At 50.2% G+C, this 19,643-nt stretch carries 21 protein-coding genes and 1 pseudogene; 13 read left to right on the forward strand and 9 right to left on the reverse strand.

Annotation, left to right across the window (positions count from 1 at the left end; genetic code table 11):
- The first annotated feature begins 75 nt into the window (after positions 1–75).
- Together ldhA and hslJ are read left to right on the forward strand one after the other, a co-directional pair.
- Positions 76–1,065: a D-lactate dehydrogenase gene (ldhA, locus tag J4614_RS03285; RefSeq protein WP_208293063.1), complete on the forward strand. Its 990-nt coding sequence runs from the start codon at positions 76–78 to the stop codon at positions 1,063–1,065.
- A 110-nt stretch (positions 1,066–1,175) separates the two neighbouring features.
- Positions 1,176–1,586, forward strand: a complete 411-nt coding sequence (gene hslJ / locus J4614_RS03290; protein ID WP_000725238.1) for a heat shock protein HslJ — start codon at positions 1,176–1,178, stop codon at positions 1,584–1,586.
- A gap of 43 nt (positions 1,587–1,629) precedes the next feature.
- Here hslJ and J4614_RS03295 read toward each other — a convergent pair whose 3' ends face one another.
- Positions 1,630–1,896: a DUF333 domain-containing protein gene (locus J4614_RS03295; RefSeq protein ID WP_001200680.1), complete on the reverse strand. Its 267-nt coding sequence runs from the start codon at positions 1,894–1,896 to the stop codon at positions 1,630–1,632.
- On the opposite strand from J4614_RS03295, the gene J4614_RS03300 reads away from it, so the two are divergent.
- The 3 genes from J4614_RS03300 (at position 1,800) to uspF (ending at position 6,612) form a co-directional block, all read left to right on the forward strand.
- On the forward strand, positions 1,800–2,111 hold the full coding sequence (locus J4614_RS03300) for a hypothetical protein (protein WP_031601775.1): 312 nt from the start codon (positions 1,800–1,802) through the stop codon (positions 2,109–2,111). The two genes, J4614_RS03295 and J4614_RS03300, sit on opposite strands and share 97 nt — an antisense overlap.
- Positions 2,112–2,171: 60 nt before the next feature.
- On the forward strand, positions 2,172–5,696 hold the full coding sequence (gene nifJ, locus J4614_RS03305) for a pyruvate:ferredoxin (flavodoxin) oxidoreductase (RefSeq protein WP_208293064.1): 3,525 nt from the start codon (positions 2,172–2,174) through the stop codon (positions 5,694–5,696).
- 481 nt (positions 5,697–6,177) lie between these two features.
- Positions 6,178–6,612 carry a universal stress protein UspF gene (uspF, locus tag J4614_RS03310; protein WP_001082296.1) on the forward strand — a complete coding sequence of 145 codons (435 nt, stop codon included), beginning with the start codon at positions 6,178–6,180 and terminating at the stop codon, positions 6,610–6,612.
- A gap of 49 nt (positions 6,613–6,661) precedes the next feature.
- Here uspF and J4614_RS03315 read toward each other — a convergent pair whose 3' ends face one another.
- Both J4614_RS03315 and J4614_RS22290 read right to left on the reverse strand, forming a co-directional pair.
- On the reverse strand, positions 6,662–7,000 hold the full coding sequence (locus J4614_RS03315; protein ID WP_000159240.1) for an SMR family transporter: 339 nt from the start codon (positions 6,998–7,000) through the stop codon (positions 6,662–6,664).
- Positions 6,993–7,145 (reverse strand): hypothetical protein, encoded by a 153-nt coding sequence (locus J4614_RS22290; RefSeq protein ID WP_000089155.1) that lies wholly within the window; start codon positions 7,143–7,145, stop codon positions 6,993–6,995. The genes J4614_RS03315 and J4614_RS22290 overlap by 8 nt, the downstream gene beginning before the upstream one ends.
- Between J4614_RS22290 and J4614_RS03320 the strand changes: the two are divergent.
- Positions 7,101–7,250 (forward strand): annotated as a pseudogene (locus tag J4614_RS03320) (tyrosine-type recombinase/integrase); the annotation flags it as partial. The gene J4614_RS22290 and the pseudogene J4614_RS03320 overlap by 45 nt on opposite strands.
- A 105-nt stretch (positions 7,251–7,355) precedes the next feature.
- Positions 7,356–8,291: a tRNA 2-thiocytidine(32) synthetase TtcA gene (ttcA, locus tag J4614_RS03325; RefSeq protein ID WP_001156208.1), complete on the forward strand. Its 936-nt coding sequence runs from the start codon at positions 7,356–7,358 to the stop codon at positions 8,289–8,291.
- A 43-nt stretch (positions 8,292–8,334) separates the two neighbouring features.
- Here ttcA and dbpA read toward each other — a convergent pair whose 3' ends face one another.
- From dbpA to smrA, 4 genes are all read right to left on the reverse strand, one after another.
- A complete protein-coding gene (gene dbpA, locus J4614_RS03330; protein ID WP_001527783.1) occupies positions 8,335–9,708 on the reverse strand; it encodes an ATP-dependent RNA helicase DbpA in 1,374 nt (457 codons plus the stop codon).
- Between the two features lie 486 nt (positions 9,709–10,194).
- Positions 10,195–11,178, reverse strand: coding sequence for a zinc transporter ZntB (gene zntB / locus J4614_RS03335; protein WP_000387370.1), 984 nt, complete (start codon positions 11,176–11,178; stop codon positions 10,195–10,197).
- Positions 11,179–11,323: 145 nt separating this feature from the next.
- Positions 11,324–12,478: a methyl-accepting chemotaxis protein gene (locus tag J4614_RS03340; protein ID WP_023262572.1), complete on the reverse strand. Its 1,155-nt coding sequence runs from the start codon at positions 12,476–12,478 to the stop codon at positions 11,324–11,326.
- A 410-nt stretch (positions 12,479–12,888) separates the two neighbouring features.
- Positions 12,889–13,452 (reverse strand): DNA endonuclease SmrA, encoded by a 564-nt coding sequence (gene smrA / locus J4614_RS03345; protein ID WP_001046799.1) that lies wholly within the window; start codon positions 13,450–13,452, stop codon positions 12,889–12,891.
- A 257-nt stretch (positions 13,453–13,709) separates the two neighbouring features.
- Between smrA and ogt the strand changes: the two genes are divergently transcribed.
- The 3 genes from ogt to uspE all read left to right on the forward strand — a co-directional run bounded on the left by ogt (position 13,710) and on the right by uspE (position 16,271).
- Positions 13,710–14,225, forward strand: coding sequence for a methylated-DNA--[protein]-cysteine S-methyltransferase (ogt, locus tag J4614_RS03350; RefSeq protein WP_000945034.1), 516 nt, complete (start codon positions 13,710–13,712; stop codon positions 14,223–14,225).
- Between the two features lie 195 nt (positions 14,226–14,420).
- Positions 14,421–15,173, forward strand: a complete 753-nt coding sequence (fnr, locus tag J4614_RS03355; protein WP_000611914.1) for a fumarate/nitrate reduction transcriptional regulator Fnr — start codon at positions 14,421–14,423, stop codon at positions 15,171–15,173.
- A 150-nt stretch (positions 15,174–15,323) separates the two neighbouring features.
- Positions 15,324–16,271 (forward strand): universal stress protein UspE, encoded by a 948-nt coding sequence (gene uspE / locus J4614_RS03360; RefSeq protein WP_001262138.1) that lies wholly within the window; start codon positions 15,324–15,326, stop codon positions 16,269–16,271.
- Positions 16,272–16,325: 54 nt separating this feature from the next.
- Here uspE and J4614_RS03365 read toward each other — a convergent pair whose 3' ends face one another.
- Positions 16,326–16,580, reverse strand: coding sequence for a DUF2534 family protein (locus J4614_RS03365; protein ID WP_000605645.1), 255 nt, complete (start codon positions 16,578–16,580; stop codon positions 16,326–16,328).
- 238 nt (positions 16,581–16,818) lie between these two features.
- On the opposite strand from J4614_RS03365, the gene J4614_RS03370 reads away from it, so the two are divergent.
- Positions 16,819–17,850 carry a mechanosensitive ion channel family protein gene (locus tag J4614_RS03370; protein ID WP_000493665.1) on the forward strand — a complete coding sequence of 344 codons (1,032 nt, stop codon included), beginning with the start codon at positions 16,819–16,821 and terminating at the stop codon, positions 17,848–17,850.
- 81 nt (positions 17,851–17,931) lie between these two features.
- Here J4614_RS03370 and J4614_RS03375 read toward each other — a convergent pair whose 3' ends face one another.
- On the reverse strand, positions 17,932–18,534 hold the full coding sequence (locus J4614_RS03375) for a helix-turn-helix domain-containing protein (protein WP_000163371.1): 603 nt from the start codon (positions 18,532–18,534) through the stop codon (positions 17,932–17,934).
- A 43-nt stretch (positions 18,535–18,577) separates the two neighbouring features.
- Between J4614_RS03375 and J4614_RS03380 the strand changes: the two genes are divergently transcribed.
- Both J4614_RS03380 and J4614_RS03385 read left to right on the forward strand, forming a co-directional pair.
- On the forward strand, positions 18,578–19,264 hold the full coding sequence (locus J4614_RS03380) for a B3/4 domain-containing protein (RefSeq protein WP_000097255.1): 687 nt from the start codon (positions 18,578–18,580) through the stop codon (positions 19,262–19,264).
- A 27-nt stretch (positions 19,265–19,291) separates the two neighbouring features.
- Complete coding sequence (locus tag J4614_RS03385) at positions 19,292–19,630, forward strand: hypothetical protein (protein ID WP_000051812.1); 339 nt, start codon at positions 19,292–19,294, stop codon at positions 19,628–19,630.
- The last annotated feature ends 13 nt before the right edge of the window (positions 19,631–19,643 follow it).

The raw sequence follows: 19,643 nt of genomic DNA on the forward strand, positions 1-19,643 counted from the left end.
ATCAATTATTTTTGATTTTTTGTAAGATAATTTTAAGTATATTTGTGTGATTCTAACATCACTGGAGAAGGTCATATGAAACTCGCCGTCTATAGTACCAAACAGTATGACAAGAAATATCTACAGCAAGTGAACGAAGCGTTCGGTTTTGAACTGGAGTTTTTTGATTTTCTGCTGACCGAGAAAACGGCGAAAACCGCCAATGGATGTGAGGCAGTTTGTATCTTCGTGAATGACGACGGGAGCCGACCGGTACTGGAAGAGCTGAAAAAATACGGCGTGAAATACATCGCGCTGCGTTGCGCCGGATTTAATAATGTCGACCTGGATGCCGCTAAAGAGCTCGGTTTGCAGGTGGTCCGCGTGCCGGCTTATTCTCCGGAAGCCGTCGCTGAACATGCGATTGGCATGATGATGACATTGAACCGCCGTATTCACCGCGCTTATCAACGCACCCGCGACGCTAACTTTTCCCTTGAGGGACTGACCGGCTTTACCATGCACGGAAAAACCGCTGGCGTCATTGGTACCGGTAAAATCGGCGTCGCCGCGCTGCGTATCCTGAAAGGCTTCGGAATGCGTTTACTGGCGTTTGATCCCTATCCCAGCACCGCCGCGCTTGACCTCGGCGTCGAGTATGTGGATCTGCAAACGTTGTTTGCCGAATCGGATGTCATTTCCCTGCACTGCCCGCTCACGCCGGAAAACTACCATTTACTGAACCATGCGGCATTCGACCAAATGAAAAATGGCGTTATGGTCATTAATACCAGTCGTGGCGCGCTGATTGATTCCCAGGCGGCTATCGAAGCTCTGAAGAATCAGAAAATCGGCTCGCTGGGGATGGATGTGTATGAAAACGAACGCGACCTGTTCTTTGAAGATAAGTCAAACGATGTTATCCAGGATGATGTTTTCCGCCGTCTGTCGGCCTGCCATAACGTACTGTTTACGGGGCACCAGGCATTCCTGACCGCAGAAGCGCTGATCAGCATCTCTGAAACCACGCTACAAAACTTAAGCCAGCTTGAGAAGGGCGAAGCCTGCCCGAACGCGCTGTTCTAATCCTGTCGCTCCCCTGCGCTCAGGGGAGCATTTTCGGATAACCCCTGAAGATCTATCCGGTCATATTATTACTATAGTCAGTGTTAACTATCAGATTACAGAGAATATCAATGAAGAAAATCGTCACGCTGGTCGCCCTGAGCATCATAATCACAGGGTGCGTGAGCAGTGGAAAAGTGTCCGTCAAACGCGAGCAACTGGAGCACCACCGCTTTGTTCTGGAAAGCGTAAACGGTAAAACGGTCACCGGCCCGGAGCTCAGCTTTGGCGAGGACATGACGGTATCTGGCAAAATGTGCAATCAATTCACCGGCGAAGGAAAACTGTCGGACGGCGAATTAAAAGTGAAAAATTTAGCGATGACCCGAATGATGTGCGCCGATCCGCAGCTTAATGCGCTGGACGGTACCCTCAGCGAGCTCTTCAGCAAAGGCGCACAGGTCGATTTAACCGCGAACCAATTAACGCTGGCGACGGCAGAAACAACGCTAATGTATAAACTGGCAGATTTAGCGCACTAAGCCATTAAGTGAAAAGTTATACGCGTCAGGCGAAACGCCGCGCTTAATAACTCCCGCAGCTTCCGGCGGCAAGCGACTGTTCGCTACAACGTTTGCCGTTGGGGAGCGCGCACATACCAATTACTGAACCATCAAGCTGCCGGGCCGCTGAAAGCGAACCGCCAATCATAGCGCAATTCGCTTCGCCGGCGCTGGACATCGCCGCTTTCATCCCTGGCGAAACATGCGCCGCGGTTGCCTGCTGAACAGGTTCGCTACTGCAAGCCGACAATAATAACGCGGCACATCCCACCCAAAACGCTGCGCGCATTTCTCTCCCCTCTGTTTATTCATCCAAACGACACCGCCCTAAATAATAGGCAGCAGAAACTGACGCGTCGAGAGGCAAAGCGCGCATTTATGCGCTTCATTAACATTTATTGGCAATTTTTTACGTCTTTTCGGCAAGAAATCGCCATTCTCCTCCCGCCAGGGACACAAAAGCGAAAATGGGGCTTGAAGGGCTTTGCTAAAATAAAAGGATAACTACAGGATGCGCTCACGATTATGCGTGTCCCTCTTTTTTGCGCAATGTAAGGGTGTCATATGCAAACAATTGACGGTAATGGCGCGGTAGCGTCGGTGGCGTTCCGTACCAGCGAGGTTATCGCCATTTACCCGATTACGCCCAGTTCAACAATGGCTGAACAAGCGGATGCCTGGGCCGGTAATGGGCTTAAAAATGTCTGGGGCGATACGCCGCGTGTGGTAGAGATGCAGTCGGAAGGCGGCGCGATCGCCGCCGTTCACGGTGCGTTACAAACCGGTTCGCTTTCCACGTCATTTACATCATCGCAGGGGCTGCTGCTGATGATTCCAACGCTGTATAAACTGGCGGGGCAGCTCACGCCGTTTGTACTGCACGTTGCCGCGCGCACCGTCGCCACACACGCGCTTTCTATTTTTGGCGACCATTCCGATGTGATGGCGGTCCGCCAGACAGGCTGCGCGATGTTATGCGCCGCCAGCGTTCAGGAAGCGCAGGATTTTGCGCTGATCGCGCACAGGGCTACGCTGAAAAGCCGCGTTCCGTTTATTCATTTTTTTGATGGCTTCCGTACATCGCATGAAATCAACAAAATTATACCGCTAACGGATGAAACCATTCTGAACCTGATGCCGCAGGCGGAGATCGACGCTCACCGCGCCCGCGCGCTGAATCCGGAACATCCGGTGATTCGTGGAACTTCAGCGAATCCGGACACCTACTTCCAGTCTCGCGAAGCGACCAACCCGTGGTACAACGCCGTTTATGATCATGTTGAAGAGGCGATGAAGGCATTTGGCGACGCTACGGGCCGTCAGTACCAGCCATTTGAATATTATGGCCATCCCCAGGCTGAACGCGTCATCATTATGATGGGCTCCGCCCTCGGCACCTGCGAAGAGGTCGTGGACGAGCTACTGATACGCGGAGAAAAGGTCGGCGTTCTGAAAGTCCGTCTGTTCCGCCCCTTCTCCGCCAAACATTTGTTACAGGCATTACCGGAAACCGTTCGCGCTATCGCCGTGCTGGATCGCACCAAAGAGCCTGGCGCGCAGGCCGAGCCGCTTTATCTGGACGTGATGACCGCACTGGCGGAAGCCTTTAATAATGGCGAGCGCGAAACGTTGCCGCGCACCATTGGCGGCCGTTATGGGCTATCATCCAAAGAGTTCGGCCCGGCGTGCGTACTGGCGGTCTTTAATGAACTCAGCCGCGCGAAACCCAAACCACGGTTTACAGTGGGCATTTATGATGACGTCACTAATCTCTCGCTGCCATTACCGGAAAATACCCTGCCCGGCAGCGCTAAACTTGAAGCGTTATTTTACGGTCTGGGAAGCGACGGCAGCGTATCCGCCACGAAAAATAATATTAAAATTATCGGTAATTCTACGCCGTGGTATGCGCAAGGTTATTTCGTTTATGACTCTAAAAAAGCTGGCGGGCTCACGGTATCGCACCTGCGCGTCAGCGAAAAACCCATTCGTTCCGCTTACTTAATTGCTCAGGCGGATTTTGTCGGCTGCCATCAATTACAGTTTATCGATAAATATCAGATGGCGGAACGTCTGAAGCCAGGCGGAATCTTTCTGCTTAATACGCCGTACAGCGCCGACGAGGTCTGGTCGCGTCTGCCGCAAGAAGTTCAGGCGGTGTTGAATCAGAAAAAGGCGCGTTTTTACGTGGTTAACGCGGCGAAAATCGCCCGCGAATGTGGACTTGGCGCCCGCATCAATACCGTCATGCAAATGGCTTTCTTCCACCTGACGCATATTCTTCCGGGCGATAGCGCCCTGGTTGAGCTGCAGGGCGCGATTGCCAAAAGCTATAGCAGCAAGGGTCAGGATCTGGTTGAGCGTAACTGGCAGGCATTGGCGCTGGCGCAGGCATCGCTGGCGGAAGTGCCGTTGCAGGCGGTTAATCCGCACAGCGCGCATCGCCCGCCGGTCGTCTCCGACGCCGCGCCGGATTTCGTGAAAACCGTTACCGCCGCCATGTTGGCGGGCCTCGGCGACGCACTGCCTGTTTCCGCCCTGCCGCCGGACGGAACATGGCCAATGGGCACCACCCGCTGGGAAAAGCGCAATATCGCCGAAGAGATTCCTGTCTGGAAAGAGGAACTGTGTACACAATGTAATCACTGCGTCGCCGCCTGCCCTCACTCGGCGATTCGTGCGAAAGTAGTTTCCCCGCAGGCGATGGAGAACGCGCCAGCCAGTCTGCATTCGCTGGACGTGAAGTCCCGCGATATGCGCGGCCAGAAATATGTGCTGCAGGTCGCGCCGGAAGACTGTACTGGCTGTAATTTATGCGTAGAGGTCTGCCCGGCTAAAGATCGGCAAAATCCACAGATCAAGGCGATTAACATGATGTCACGCCTTGAGCATGTGGAAGAAGAGAAAGTGAATTATGACTTTTTCCTCGACTTGCCGGAAATCGATCGCAGCAAACTGGAACGAATTGATATCCGCACATCGCAGCTTATTACGCCGCTGTTTGAATATTCCGGCGCCTGTTCCGGCTGCGGTGAAACGCCGTATATTAAACTGCTGACTCAGTTATATGGCGACAGAATGTTAATCGCTAACGCCACGGGGTGTTCCTCTATTTACGGCGGTAACTTACCCTCAACGCCTTATACCACCGATGCCAACGGACGCGGCCCGGCATGGGCGAATTCGTTATTTGAAGATAACGCGGAATTTGGCCTCGGTTTCCGTCTGAGCGTGGATCAGCACCGGGCGCGCGTCATGCGTTTACTGGCGCAATTCGCCGATCGCATTCCGGCGGAATTAAACGATGCGCTGCATGCCGAAGCAACGCCTGACGTTCGGCGTGAGCAGGTCGCCGCATTACGCCAACATCTGAAATCGGTTGCGGGCGCAGAGGAACTGTTAAAGGATGCTGATGCGCTGGTAGAAAAATCAATCTGGCTGATTGGCGGCGATGGTTGGGCATACGACATCGGCTTTGGCGGTTTAGACCATGTGTTAAGCCTGACGGAGAATGTCAATATTCTGGTTCTGGATACGCAGTGTTACTCCAATACTGGCGGCCAGGCGTCGAAGGCGACGCCGCTTGGCGCCGTCACTAAATTTGGCGAACATGGCAAGCGTAAAGCCCGTAAAGATCTTGGCGTCAGCATGATGATGTATGGTCATGTTTATGTCGCACAAATTTCGCTGGGCGCGCAGTTAAACCAGACGGTGAAAGCGATCCAGGAAGCCGAAGCCTGGCCAGGGCCGTCGCTGATCATTGCCTATAGCCCCTGTGAGGAACATGGTTACGATCTGGCGCTAAGCCATGACCAAATGCGCCAGTTAACGGCGACCGGTTTCTGGCCGTTATACCGCTTTGATCCCCGCCGTGCGGATGAAGGCAAGCCGCCGCTGGCTCTGGACTCTCGGCCACCGTCAGATGCACTGGCGGACACGTTGCTTAATGAACAGCGTTTCCGTCGCCTGAATGCGCAACAGCCTGAAGTAGCTGAACAATTATGGCGAGATGCCGCATTGGATTTGCAAAAACGCTATGACTTTCTTGCCTTGCTGGCAGGAAAAGCGGAAAAAACCGGCGCAGATTAAAAAATATTCTAAGGATTAGCCTGGAAACAAAAAAAGCCCGAACATCCGTTCGGGCTTGTCAATTTATACGCTGGAAAGCAAAGGTTAACGCAATGGCCCAGCGATAAAATGAATATGTGACAATAAAGGCATATAACAGGCGTAGAATATCGTAACCGAATGATATTGTATAATTTTTATTTCATATAATACCCCCAAAAGCATTCGTATAAATTATATCTATTTCACTGCGAATTATTTCATTAATTATTGAATTAAACGGTAACATCTCTTTTTAGGTCTTTCCTGACAAGGCAGAAATAACGTTTTAACGTCAACTCGCTGATTATTTACGGGGAATGCGCGTAATATTACGTCGCCCTCCCCTGTAGGCAGTCCCCGCAGAGTATCGTGGAGCAGCACCTAAAATGTGACGTATGTCATTGTACATAAAGTGCCTTTAGGGAGTAGAATTTCAGTGGATACTTAAACAGGAGGTTTTATGAACAGAACGATTCTTGTACCCATCGATATTTCAGATTCAGAATTAACTCAACGCGTGATTTCACATGTTGAAGCCGAAGCAAAGATTGACGACGCTAAAGTGCACTTTTTGACTGTAATCCCGTCTTTGCCCTATTACGCTTCACTGGGACTGGCTTATTCAGCAGAGCTTCCCGCAATGGACGATTTGAAAGCCGAAGCCAAATCTCAACTGGAAGCGATTATCAAGAAATTCAACCTTCCTGCGGACCGCGTGCAGGCTCACGTTGCAGAAGGCTCTCCTAAAGATAAGATTCTGGAAATGGCAAAAAAATTACCGGCCGATATGGTGATTATCGCCTCGCATCGCCCGGATATTACTACCTATCTGTTGGGTTCCAACGCCGCAGCCGTTGTGCGTCATGCGGAATGCTCCGTACTGGTGGTACGCTAAATACCCGAGCCCGCATAAGAGAGTGCGGGCTCAAATCAATCATCATCGCCTAGTGACTGACACTTTTTGAAAACAGATTGATTACGATTACGCCGCAGATGATAAGCAACATGCCAATAATAGCCGGCATATCCAGTTTTTGGCCGAGAAATAACCATCCTATCAATCCAATAAGAACAATCCCTACCCCAGACCAAATAGCATAAATGATACCCGCAGGGATGGTTCGCATTGGGATGGTAAGACACCAGAACGCAATACAATATCCGATGATAGTAACGAGGCTCGGTACCAGACGCGTAAAACTATCTGATAATTTTAATGAGATCGTGGCGATAACTTCTACCACGATGGCGATAAATAGAAAGATTACAGCTTCTTTAGTCATACATCTCTTCGTTCCAATATTTTTCGGGTCGTGATGATATCTTAAGTAATACGGATGACAGAATAAAGACGCTTTTGAACCATTGCGTATCTTGCCATAAAAACGTGCTGGCATTCGTCGCCGTAATCCGTACCATACGCGACATACTTTTGCCTGCTGGCTGTTGACGGCAGGAGCGAACCCGGCATTTATCGCCAGCCAAATGGGGCATGAAACTGCACAGATGGTGTATGAAATTTACGGTATGTAGATTGATGACATGAACGACGAACAAGTAGCGATGTTGAATGTGCGGTTATCGTAGTTGCAAAGTTTGCCCCCAATTTGCCCCATTTAGTACCAGAGAACTGAAATAATGCAAGAAATTCAAAAGAATACAAAGAAAGAACAATACAACCTGAACAAGTTGCAAAAGCGCCTGCGCCGTAACGTTGGCGAAGCGATTGCCGATTTTAATATGATTGAAGAAGGCGATCGCATTATGGTTTGCCTTTCTGGCGGCAAAGATAGCTATACGATGCTGGAAATTTTACGTAATTTGCAGCAAAGCGCCCCGATCAATTTTTCACTGGTCGCCGTCAATCTCGATCAAAAGCAGCCAGGTTTTCCGGAGCATATCCTGCCAGCCTACCTTGAGCAGCTGGGCGTAGAATATAAAATCGTCGAAGAAAACACCTACGGCATTGTGAAAGAGAAGATTCCGGAAGGAAAAACCACCTGCTCGCTGTGCTCGCGTTTGCGTCGGGGTATCCTGTATCGTACGGCGACTGAACTGGGCGCTACCAAAATCGCCCTGGGCCACCACCGCGACGATATTCTGCAAACCCTGTTTCTGAATATGTTCTATGGCGGAAAAATGAAAGGGATGCCGCCGAAGCTGATGAGCGATGACGGCAAACATATCGTGATCCGCCCGCTGGCTTACTGCCGCGAGAAAGATATTATCCGTTTTGCTGAGGCCAAAGCCTTCCCTATCATTCCTTGTAATCTGTGCGGTTCGCAACCCAACCTGCAACGCCAGGTGATTGCCGACATGCTACGCGACTGGGATAAGCGCTATCCTGGACGGATCGAGACGATGTTTAGCGCCATGCAGAATGTCGTGCCGTCTCACCTTTGTGACACTAACTTGTTCGATTTCAAAGGGATCACTCACGGTTCCGAGGTCGTCGACGGCGGCGATTTAGCGTTCGATCGTGAAGAGATTCCCTTGCAGCCCGCTGGCTGGCAGCCGGAAGAAGATGACACCGCCTTAGAGGCGTTGCGGCTTGATGTTATCGAAGTGAAATAATCTGCAGGCGTCTCAGCACTCCGCTGAGACGCCATGCTATCGATCATTTTAATAGCCGTACCCGGCATGACTTGCCTTTGATCTTCCCGTTTTGCAACTGCTTCCAGGCTTTTTGCGCTACTGCTTGACGTACGGCGACGTAAACGTGCATGGGATGCACGTTAATTTTGCCAATATCCGCCCCGTCTAATCCAATATCGCCGGTCAGCGCGCCCAAAATATCTCCCGGACGCATTTTCGCTTTTTTGCCGCCGTCAATGCATAGGGTAGCCATCTCTGCGGCCAGAGGGAGTAACGGCTGCCGGGCGGGCGCATTCAGCCAGTTCAGCTTGAGTTGCAGCATTTCTGAAAGAATATTCGCCCGCTGCGCCTCTTCCGGCGCGCAGAAACTGATCGCCAGGCCGCTGCTTCCCGCGCGCGCCGTACGGCCAATACGATGGACATGCACCTCCGGGTCCCAGGCCAGTTCATAGTTAACCACCAGTTCGAGCGATTTAATGTCTAATCCTCGCGCGGCAACGTCGGTGGCAACCAGAATGCGCGCGCTACCGTTTGCAAAACGCACCAACGTCTGGTCGCGGTCGCGTTGTTCCAGATCGCCGTGGAGCGCCAACGCGCTTTGTCCTACCGCATTAAGCGCATCACAAACGGCCTGACAATCTTTTTTGGTATTGCAAAACACCACGCAGGACGCTGGCTGATGCTGGCTAAGCAACGTTTGTAGCAGCGAAATTTTTTCATGCGCAGATGTTTCGAAGAACTGTTGTTCGATAGCCGGTAGCGCATCTACCGTATCGATTTCAATACGTATTGGCTGCTGCTGTACACGACCGCTAATCGCCGCAATGGCGTCAGGCCAGGTTGCTGAAAACAATAACGTCTGGCGCGTCGCAGGCGCAAAGTGGATCACCTCATCAATGGCGTCACTGAATCCCATGTCCAGCATTCGGTCAGCTTCATCCATTACCAGAATATGCAGCGCATCCAGCGATACGGTTTCTTTTTGTAAATGATCCAGCAGGCGCCCCGGCGTCGCGACAATGATATGCGGAGCGTGCTGAAGCGAGTCGCGCTGTGCGCCAAAGGGTTGCCCGCCACACAAGGTCAGAATTTTGGTATTTGGCAGAAAACGGGCCAGGCGACGTAACTCTCCGGCAACCTGATCCGCCAGCTCCCGCGTCGGACACAGCACTAACGCCTGTGTCTGGAACAGCGTGACATCAATTCGATGCAAGAGCCCAAGACCAAACGCCGCCGTTTTGCCGCTACCGGTCCTGGCCTGCACACGCACATCATTTCCCGCCAGAATGACGGGTAATGCTGCGGCCTGAACAGGCGTCATCTCAAGATAGCCCAGCTCAGTAAGGTTATTGAGCTGGGCGGCGGGCAAAACATTCAGGGTTGAAAAAGCGGTCACAATTTACTCTCGCGGTAACGACTCATAGTCAGCAGGCGCGTATCCTCGCAGATCCGGGCGTTTGATGCGACATTTTAATCGGTTCTTCGTCCGGCGGCGGGTCGGGCATCGGCTGAGGACGGGGAAGCGGCTCAGGAATGGGAACAGGGTCAGTGGGAATCGGGTCCGACAAGGACGAGTGTAGATATAATAAGGTCAAAAGACAGCTCATATTACCCTCCAGAATGTCATTCAGACTCTTAAAGGGTAGACGCTGATATTCTACAGGCAAAAAAAAGCCGACTAATCTAAGCCGGCGTCGTACGAATCAATTGTGCTATGCAGTAATTCAAAAAAGGAAGTAAGACAATATGGAGCGCAACGCCCATCGCTTGACGTTGCATTCACCTGCGAGAGAGATATTGCCCCGAATAGGTAGATGGTTTATTGACTTCGCTCAAATTTCTCGGCGTTTTTTCACCCGAAATGGTCTGAAAAGCGCTTTTGTTACAACCATTTACTGCGATGCAACCATAAAGTAACACCACCGATCAGGACAACTAACAGAATACAAAACAGAGAAAAGCCGAACCGCCATCCGCCGCCAGGAATACCGCCCAGGTTAACGCCAAATAACCCTGTTAAAAAGGTGCTGGGCAGAAAAACCATCGCCATAAGCGACATGGTATAAGTTCTGCGCGCCAGAGACTCCTGCATCACCTGGGCAATTTCATCCGCCATGATGCCAGTACGCGCGATACAAGCGTCAATTTCATCCAACCCCCTTCCCAGCCTGTCGGCGATATCCTGCATTCTGCGCCGGTGATCGTCGCTCATCCACGGCAGCCGTTCACTCGCAAGCCGGGCATAGACGTCGCGCTGCGGCGCCATATAGCGACGCATAACAATTAGCTGTTTACGTAGCAATGCGAGGAAACCGCGCGGTGGGATTTGCTGGTCGAGAAGATTATCTTCCAGATCGATAATTTTATCGTGTAGCTCTTCAATAAATTCACTGGCGTGATCGGTTAACGCATCGCACACATCCACTAACCAGCCGCCGCAATCTACGGGCCCGGTGCCCTCCTGCAAATCACTGACCACATCGTCCAGCGCCAGAACCTTTCGCTGACGGGTAGACACAATGAATCGCTCGTCCATATATAAACGCATTGCCACTAATTGATCCGGGCGTTCGTCAGTACTGCCATTAATACAGCGCAGCGTAATGAGCGTCCCTTCCCCCAAACGACTTACGCGCGGGCGCGAGCTTTCACCAGCCAGCGCATCACGCACGTTATTGGGGAGTAAAGGCGTTGAAGCCAACCAGCGGGCGCTGTCCGGGTGGGTATAATTAAGATGTAGCCAACAGGGATGCTGACTATCGATCACATCATTATCTTCGAGCGGTTTTACTCCACCACGACCATCCAGTAGCCATGCGAAAACGGCATCCGGCACGTTCACATCCGATCCCTTAATGGCTTCCACAGCGCCTCCACGTTACAACTCTCATGCCGTTAGTCTAGCTTTCGGGAAAGGTTAAGCAATCTCTCATTTTCTCATTGCGCAAAAAGAATGACGGGAACGTGCGGAAAAAGCGCCTTAGCAACAGGCGCTTACCAAACATGTATTATCAGGCCTGGCCGCGCCTGGTAATGGTCGAAAGAGATGATACATGAGAGCGCGTCAGCGCATGTTCACTGTAACCCGGCTGGCTTAAACGAAATTTGTCGGTTTTAGTCTGTAACTCGATCACCTGCGCCTTTAAAACATCCGAAGAAGCAGATAGCGCTTCAACCATTAAGACATTGCTATGGGTTGCGCTTTCCAGATCGCTCAACGCCAGGGTTATCTGGTTAATGCCTTTTTCCTGCTCCCGCGTGGTGGTGGAAATTTCACTCATCAGCACGTTTAATTGCCCGGAGCCGCCAACAATCTCCTGCATATTTTTTTCAGCCTCTTGCACTATGGCGGCCCCCTGCCGCACATTGTCATGCGTAACGTCGATCAGCGCCTTGATACTTTTTGCCGCCTCGGCGCTACGATGCGCCAGATTACGCACTTCCCCGGCCACCACGGAGAAACCTTTTCCATGATCGCCCGCCCGCGCAGCCTCTACCGCCGCGTTAAGCGCCAGAATATTAGTCTGGAATGCGATACCGTCAATCAATGAAATAATCTCCGTCATCTGCGAGGCACAGTCGGTAATAGAACGCATATTTTCTGTAACCCGCCCCATTAACTCCCCGCCTTTACGGGCGCATTGGGTTGCACAATCCGCCTGTATGCTCGCCATTCGGGTATTATCCGCATTGTTTTTGGTACTCGCCGCCATTTCATCCATACTGGCGGCAGTTTGAATTAACGAGGCCGACTGCTGTTCCGTCTTTACGGATAGCGACATACTGCGCGCCGCCAGTTGTTCGGAAAGGGTCATTGCCGTTTGCGAAGAGGATCTGATTTCACGTACCAGCGCGGAAATATTCTCCGACAGGCTATTAATCCCGGGGATGAGTCGTCCGGCGCAATTATTGCCAAATTCGGAGATATGAATAGACAAGTTTCCTGCTGCGACCTCTTCAATACTTTTCTTCACGGTATTAATCGGCACTACCAGATAGCAGGTCATATACCACCAAAGCAGTAATGCCGAGATCAGATAAATGATATTACACGTAATTAAAATAGGGAGATCGTGCAGAAAAGCTATTTGTAAAGTATCCACCAAAAGAAACGTACATACCATAAATAGAATAATGCATGTCCTGACGCTGATATTTCTCAACATTTTTGACGGCCTACAACCAGGATAGGAGACAGGTTTTATTTTTATAGCATTTCAGATATCTATTGCCATTCGTTTCTTTGACATTCTCCATATTCAATACCAGACCATCGCCATTTCCCTTAGTGCAACAGATAAAATTACCTATATTCGCTATGCCAGGATATTCATCCATCCATATTGACAAGTGATGTACTTATCACCATTTTCTGCTTAATAGTTAAGTCGAAAGCCAGTATATTTTAATAGACGCTTAAATAAGCGAATGACTGTTTCTCCGTGTTATTACCGCGGACAGCGTTATCGCCCGTTCTCTTGCAGAATCCTGAGCATTTGGATGAGGCGTTATATCAGGCATAAAATCGGGTTCGCGCGAGCTTGCGCTGGCGGTCCTGTCCGCCAGCGGCAACGATTTACCGACTACGCTTCGCATGGCGCTCCCAGTTATCCTGCTTAGCCTGCACCGTTTTACGTAACGCGACATAACATGCCCCGCCGCCGCCATGATGCGGCAGCGCCGAACAATAAGCCTGTACATCTTCAAACTCTGTCAACCAGCGGGCCACATAGCTTCGGACGATATTGGCATGCGACTTCGCCTCTCGCCCTTTACCATGAATGATCAGGACATTACGCAACCCCTCTTTCTGCGCCTCCAGGATAAAACGAAACAGCATTTTTCGGCACGTTTCGACCGGCTGGCGTAACAAATTGAGGCTGGCTTGCTGAGGATATTTCCCACTGCGTAACTTATCGATGACACCCTGCTGCAATCCTTCCCGACGAAATTCCAGCGGTTCATTCAGCGGCAGAATATCCAGAAAGCCCGTCGTCAGGAAATTATCAAGCTGAAGCGTGTCGATACGCTGGGGCGTTTTAAGATTACGCGTTGGCTGCCAGTGTACATCAGTATGGCGTTTCAGCGGCTGGACATCCTCCATGGCGTCAAGAAACAGCGCTTTATCGTCAAGGTTCATGGTTCATCCTCCAGCGTTTTTGCGACTGCCGTTATCATAACCGTGCCCTGTTATACCGACAACGGTTTACAGTTATTTCCAATAACAATGACAATGTCAGGCAATTAACCGCCTCGCCCGGCTCTCTTTTTCTCCGCCAACGATATTACTGTCGCTAAATGTGTTATCCCTGACTATCTTTTAAGGAGTATGGTTGCGGGTATTCCTGGCATGATATCTTGTCTCTTACGTTAGATTAAGACGATGTGAGAGAACGGATGCTGAGATTACTTGAAGAGAAGATAGCCACGCCATTAGGACCGTTATGGGTGGTTTGCGATGAGCAGTTTCGACTGCGGGCCATTGAGTGGGAACAGTACCGCGATCGTATGGAGCAACTGCTAAATATCCACTACCGTCACGAAGGCTATGAACGCCTTTCTGCGACTAACCCCGGTGGACTCAGCGATAAGCTTGCAGATTATTTTGCAGGCAATCTCGCCGTAATTGATACCCTGGAAACCGCAACGGGGGGCACACCTTTTCAACGGGAAGTATGGCAGGCGTTGCGCGCTATCCCCTGCGGGCAGGTGATGCACTATGGTCAGCTGGCGGCGCAACTGGGACGACCGGGCGCCGCACGCGCAGTCGGTGCTGCGAATGGCGCTAACCCCATCAGTATTGTTGTTCCCTGCCATCGCGTCATCGGGCGTAACGGCACTCTGACCGGATACGCCGGTGGCGTGCAGCGAAAAGAGTGGCTATTACGCCATGAAGGCTATCTTTTATTATGAATATACAGGCAAAAAGTGCCTTATCGGTCACACTTTTATGTAAAGCAACAACAAATAAATTACGTATTTTCAAATAGATAAAAGTATTCATCAAACTTATACTTGAATTATTCCTTCTCCGGGATAGCTCAGACTTACGCGCTCACCAAAAAGATGTTAAAATTGACAAATATCAATTACGGCTTGAGCAGACCTATGATCCCGGAAAAGCGAATTATACGGCGCATTCAGTCTGGCGGTTGTGCTATCCATTGCCAGGATTGCAGTATCAGCCAGCTTTGCATCCCGTTCACACTTAACGAGCATGAGCTTGATCAGCTTGATAATATCATCGAGCGCAAAAAGCCCATTCAGAAAGGGCAAACTCTGTTTAAAGCAGGTGATGAATTGAAATCGCTCTATGCTATCCGCTCCGGAACGATTAAGAGCTACACCATTACCGAGCAAGGCGATGAGCAGATTACTGGATTCCATTTAGCAGGCGACCTGGTGGGTTTTGACGCCATTGGCAGCGGTCATCATCCGAGCTTTGCACAGGCGCTGGAAACCTCAATGGTATGTGAAATACCCTTTGAGACACTGGATGACCTGTCCGGCAAAATGCCTAACCTGCGTCAGCAAATGATGCGTCTGATGAGCGGTGAAATTAAAGGCGATCAGGATATGATCCTGTTATTGTCGAAGAAGAACGCCGAAGAACGTCTGGCTGCGTTTATTTACAACCTGTCCCGCCGCTTTGCGCAGCGTGGTTTTTCACCGCGTGAATTCCGCCTGACGATGACCCGTGGCGATATCGGCAACTATCTGGGCTTAACAGTCGAAACTATTAGCCGTCTGCTGGGGCGTTTCCAGAAAAGCGGTATGCTGGCGGTGAAAGGTAAGTATATTACTATTGAAAACAGCGATGCGCTGGCGGCCCTCGCCGGTCATACCCGCAACGTCGCTTAAACGTCAGCTAAACCATTGATGTTATCTTCTGCCATATCGTTAAATTTTTCTCATTTATTGATCTGGCAGAAGCGCTTCCTCTGTTTCATTCACCATATTTGAGTTACTCTTTAGTTACAAACTGCGATGACAGTTGTAAGGAGACCCTGTATGGCTATGTATCAAAATATGCTGGTGGTCATCGATCCCAATCAGGACGACCAACCCGCATTACGGCGAGCAGTTTATTTGCATCAACGGATTGGCGGCAAAATTAAAGCTTTCCTGCCTATTTACGATTTCTCGTATGAGATGACCACCCTGCTTTCTCCTGACGAACGCACCGCAATGCGTCAGGGCGTAATAAGTCAACGCACAGCCTGGATACGTGAGCAGGCGAAATATTATCTTGAAGCCGGTGTCCCCATTGAAATTAAAGTGGTCTGGCACAATCGTCCCTTTGAGGCCATCATCCAGGAGGTTATCGCCGGCAGTCACGATCTGGTGTTGAAAATGGCGCATCAGCACGATCGACTGGAAGCGGTCATTTTTACCCCTACCGACTGGCATTTGCTGCGTAAATGCCCAAGCCCGGTGTGGATGGTCAAAGATCAGCCGTGGCCAGAAGGCGGCAAAGCCCTGGTCGCCGTGAACCTGGCAAGCGAAGAGCCCTATCACAATGCTCTCAACGAAAAGCTGGTAAAAGAGACCTTACAATTGGCGGAGCAGGTTAATCATACCGAAGTACACCTGGTCGGCGCCTACCCCGTTACGCCAATCAATATCGCCATTGAGCTGCCGGAATTTGATCCCAGCGTGTATAACGACGCCATCAGAGGCCAGCATTTACTGGCGATGAAAGCGCTGCGCCAGAAATTCAGCATTGATGAAAAAGTTACGCATGTAGAAAAAGGCTTGCCGGAAGAAGTTATCCCGGATCTTGCCGAACATCTCCAGGCGGGGATCGTTGTGCTTGGCACCGTTGGACGTACCGGACTCTCGGCCGCGTTTCTGGGGAACACGGCCGAACAGGTCATTGACCATCTGCGCTGCGACCTGTTAGTCATTAAGCCTGATGAGTATCAAACACCGGTTGAACTGGACGACGAGGACGATTAATCCCTCTTGCGTCCTGCCGGATGGCACTGCCATCCGGCCAATACCCTATTCCTGTTACTCATCTCCGCCGAGGAAATAGATCCCCAAAGGAATCGCCAGCAGAATAGTGAACACCAGACTGTAAACGAAAATCATTGCCGACTGAATGGCATACATAGAGCTTGTCCACTCGGACAGTGGAATATGATATTGCTCAATCACACCGCCGATAGTCGCGCGCGTTACCACCGATGCCGCAACGATAAACACTGCCAGCAGGCATAACAGAAATTTTTTCCCCTTCGCCGATTTCAGCTTCATCATGATCATAGTATTGTCCTTTACAGATGGCTTTGTTACCTGATAGCAACAATACCATGACAATCACGCGATGTCTGCCCTATAAAACGTGACATTGTATTTACATAAAAAGTAAACCGCTGAGATTAAAGCTGATAGCACTATTTCTTCTTTTTACTTATCGATGATCTACGCGTTTATCCTGGGTAAAATACCTGTTAATCAGGTCATTCTGAGCTGTTATCGTAGGAAGGAGCGGAAAACAATAATGTTCACTGAATTTTTTCTCAAAAACGCATTTAATCTGGCGATACTTTTCAGTTGCGGTATGGCGTTGCTGGTCGTGAGATTTTGGCTCAGCCGTAACGTACAGTGGAAGAAAGGATTCACGTTCCATGCGGCACAGTTTTTTATTTATGCAATTATTATTGGGACCATCGGGAGCATCCTGAATAATGCTATTGAAGATTATAATTTGCGTTTTATCTCTTCCGGGGTCATTGATTTTATCTGCACCTCGCTCATTGCGCTTATTCTGACGATAAAACTTTTCCTGATTATTAACCAATTTGAAAAAGCACAGGTCAATAAAGGTAGAGATGTCACCAGTACCCGTATTCTGGCACGGGTCATAAAAATAACTATTATTGTCGCGATTGTCTTACTGTATGGAGAACATTTTGGCATGAGTCTGTCCGGTCTGCTGACCTTTGGCGGTATCGGCGGTATCGCTGTTGGTATGGCGGGCAAAGATGTCCTGAGCAATTTTTTCTCCGGTATTATGCTCTATTTCGATCGCCCCTTCAGTATCGGAGACTGGATTCGTTCTCCTGACAGAAATATCGAAGGTACGGTCGCCGAAATCGGCTGGCGAATTACGCGAATTAACACATTCGACCACCGCCCGTTGTACGTGCCTAATTCCGTCTTTTCATCCATTAGCGTTGAGAATCCGGGACGGATGACCAACCGTCGAATAAAAACGGTTATTGGGTTACGTTACGAAGATGCCGACAAAATTGGCCTCATTGTTGACGCTATCAGAAACATGTTGCAGGCGCACAGAGATATCGATCAGAAACAGACGCTGTTGGTCTATTTTAATGAATTCGCCGACTCTTCGCTGAATATTATGGTGTATTGCTTTACCAAAACAACAGTATGGCAGGAATGGCTTGCCGTACAGCAGGATGTTTACCTGAAAATTATTGCGATTGTCCAGGAAAACGGCGCTGACTTCGCCTTCCCAAGCCAGACGCTCTATATCGATGACCCGGAGGCCGCGCCTGCGACAAAATAAAAGATAGCCGGTGCCCGATAAGTGTTATCGGGCACCGAGGCTTCCCTGTCCGGATGGCGGGTTGTTAGCGCCTTACGGTGATCAACGGCTCTTTTCATTCACCGTCATGGTAAATTCAAGCACCTCATTAGTGTCGTTAACGTAGGCATGAGGCATGTCGGTTCTGGCTACAGCGGAGCAGCCCTCCCGAATAATAAAGCGTCTACCGTCGACTGTTAATGTCAGTGTTCCCTGATTAACAAACAGTAATTCACAGGTGTCTGCCGGATGCCCTGCCGATTCAAACTGTTCACCAGGATGCATTATCCATTGCCAGAGTTCCAGCATATCCGGCCCGCTGGTTCCCGCCATCAGTTTTGCGCTGCCGCCTTTCTCGCCGCGCCACAACACCGGAATAGCATCCCGGTCGATAAGATGGACCATCGGCTCGCTGGCGACGTTGACAACATCCGCCACGGACACTCCCATTGCCGCCGCGATCTTACATAACAGCGCAATGCTTGGATTGGCTTTACAGCCTTCAATTTCCACCAGCATTCCTTTACTGACGCCGGAACGCCGCGCAAGCTCATCCAGCGACATCTTTTTTTGGCTACGAAATTGTTTGATACGTTGGGAAACAGCTTCATTTATCGTGCTGACGTCAGCGCCCGCCGTGGTCGATAAGTTGACTTTTTTGGTCATTGGTCGATATCATAGAATAAAATAGTCATTACAGGATTATGCGATGTCTTCTATGTTACCGTCAATCAGCCCGGAACTGGCCCGTATCGCTCCCGGCTTTCGTGCATTAAGTATTAATGTTATTGCCGCTCCGATTCGCGATGCGCAGGTCGGAGAAATCGCGCTAAAAGAGGCCTGTCAGGCCGTAATTAACGGCCAACCGACGTGGGCACAGGCGCATATAGACGCCTGGAATGCGGTGTTTAAAGCATTCGGCGCAAAACCAAAGCGCACCCCCTGCTCGGCTGAAGCGCTACGAAAACGCGTGTTGAAGGATGGAACAATGGCGGCGCTGGATCCGGTCGTTGATCTTTATAACGCGGTGAGCCTGCGCTATGCCGTACCGGTAGGCGGCGAAAATAGCGCGGCTTATTGTGGATCGCCGCGGCTGGTTTTCGCAGACGGAAGTGAAACATTTGATACCCTGAAAGAAGGACAACCCGTCACCGAGTCGCCAGAACCGGGCGAAGTTATCTGGCGCGATGACAGAGGCGTCACCTGTCGGCGCTGGAACTGGCGTCAGGGAGTACGTACCCGACTAAGCGCTTCAGATAAAGCGATGTGGTTTATCCTTGAAAGCTTGCCGGAAATGCCGGTTGATGAATTGTACGCGGCAGGAAACATGCTGACTGACGGCCTTGAAAAAATGATGCCAGGTTTACGTTTTGAATCCACGTTGATGGGTGTCTGATTGATATTGCGTAACAGGAGAAATACCATGTCGCTGTTTCTGACAAGTTTTATTTTCGAAAAAAAAGAGTACGACGAAGAGTTTTATCAACTGGATGGCTGGATTGAGCGCTATACGCAGTCTATTGATGGCTATATTGGGATGGAAAGCTATACCGATGCCGCCAGCGGAAGAATGGTTAATAATTATTACTGGCAGACCCGCGAATCAATGGAGCTATTGATAAATAATTTACAGCACCAGCAGGCCAAATCACAAAGTCATAAGTGGCTTTCCGGTTACCAGACGATTATTGCAGAAATTCAGGGGTGCCATAACGTTAACCTGCCCCATCCGCTGGCATCATTTTCAGTTCCTTATGCGTGATGCAATAGTATAT

The sequence above is a fragment of the Salmonella sp. 32031103-2018-00083-FB-01-SM-01 genome (assembly GCF_017571995.1).
GTDB lineage: Bacteria > Pseudomonadota > Gammaproteobacteria > Enterobacterales > Enterobacteriaceae > Salmonella > Salmonella enterica.

Bases quoted from the DNA above. Each gene is read 5' to 3' on its own strand.
- J4614_RS03315 (WP_000159240.1), bottom strand. From the start codon at position 7,000: ATGACTAAAGAAGCTGTAATCTTTCTATTTATCGCCATCGTGGTAGAA.
- ttcA (WP_001156208.1), top strand. From the start codon at position 7,356: ATGCAAGAAATTCAAAAGAATACAAAGAAAGAACAATACAACCTGAAC.
- J4614_RS03385 (WP_000051812.1), top strand. From the start codon at position 19,292: ATGTCGCTGTTTCTGACAAGTTTTATTTTCGAAAAAAAAGAGTACGAC.
- ogt (WP_000945034.1), top strand. From the start codon at position 13,710: ATGCTGAGATTACTTGAAGAGAAGATAGCCACGCCATTAGGACCGTTA.
- hslJ (WP_000725238.1), top strand. From the start codon at position 1,176: ATGAAGAAAATCGTCACGCTGGTCGCCCTGAGCATCATAATCACAGGG.
- uspE (WP_001262138.1), top strand. From the start codon at position 15,324: ATGGCTATGTATCAAAATATGCTGGTGGTCATCGATCCCAATCAGGAC.
- J4614_RS03340 (WP_023262572.1), bottom strand. From the start codon at position 12,478: ATGTTGAGAAATATCAGCGTCAGGACATGCATTATTCTATTTATGGTA.
- J4614_RS22290 (WP_000089155.1), bottom strand. From the start codon at position 7,145: ATGTCGCGTATGGTACGGATTACGGCGACGAATGCCAGCACGTTTTTA.
- nifJ (WP_208293064.1), top strand. From the start codon at position 2,172: ATGCAAACAATTGACGGTAATGGCGCGGTAGCGTCGGTGGCGTTCCGT.
- ldhA (WP_208293063.1), top strand. From the start codon at position 76: ATGAAACTCGCCGTCTATAGTACCAAACAGTATGACAAGAAATATCTA.
- smrA (WP_001046799.1), bottom strand. From the start codon at position 13,452: ATGAACCTTGACGATAAAGCGCTGTTTCTTGACGCCATGGAGGATGTC.
- J4614_RS03380 (WP_000097255.1), top strand. From the start codon at position 18,578: ATGTCTTCTATGTTACCGTCAATCAGCCCGGAACTGGCCCGTATCGCT.
- J4614_RS03370 (WP_000493665.1), top strand. From the start codon at position 16,819: ATGTTCACTGAATTTTTTCTCAAAAACGCATTTAATCTGGCGATACTT.
- J4614_RS03295 (WP_001200680.1), bottom strand. From the start codon at position 1,896: ATGCGCGCAGCGTTTTGGGTGGGATGTGCCGCGTTATTATTGTCGGCT.
- J4614_RS03365 (WP_000605645.1), bottom strand. From the start codon at position 16,580: ATGATCATGATGAAGCTGAAATCGGCGAAGGGGAAAAAATTTCTGTTA.
- uspF (WP_001082296.1), top strand. From the start codon at position 6,178: ATGAACAGAACGATTCTTGTACCCATCGATATTTCAGATTCAGAATTA.
- J4614_RS03375 (WP_000163371.1), bottom strand. From the start codon at position 18,534: ATGACCAAAAAAGTCAACTTATCGACCACGGCGGGCGCTGACGTCAGC.
- fnr (WP_000611914.1), top strand. From the start codon at position 14,421: ATGATCCCGGAAAAGCGAATTATACGGCGCATTCAGTCTGGCGGTTGT.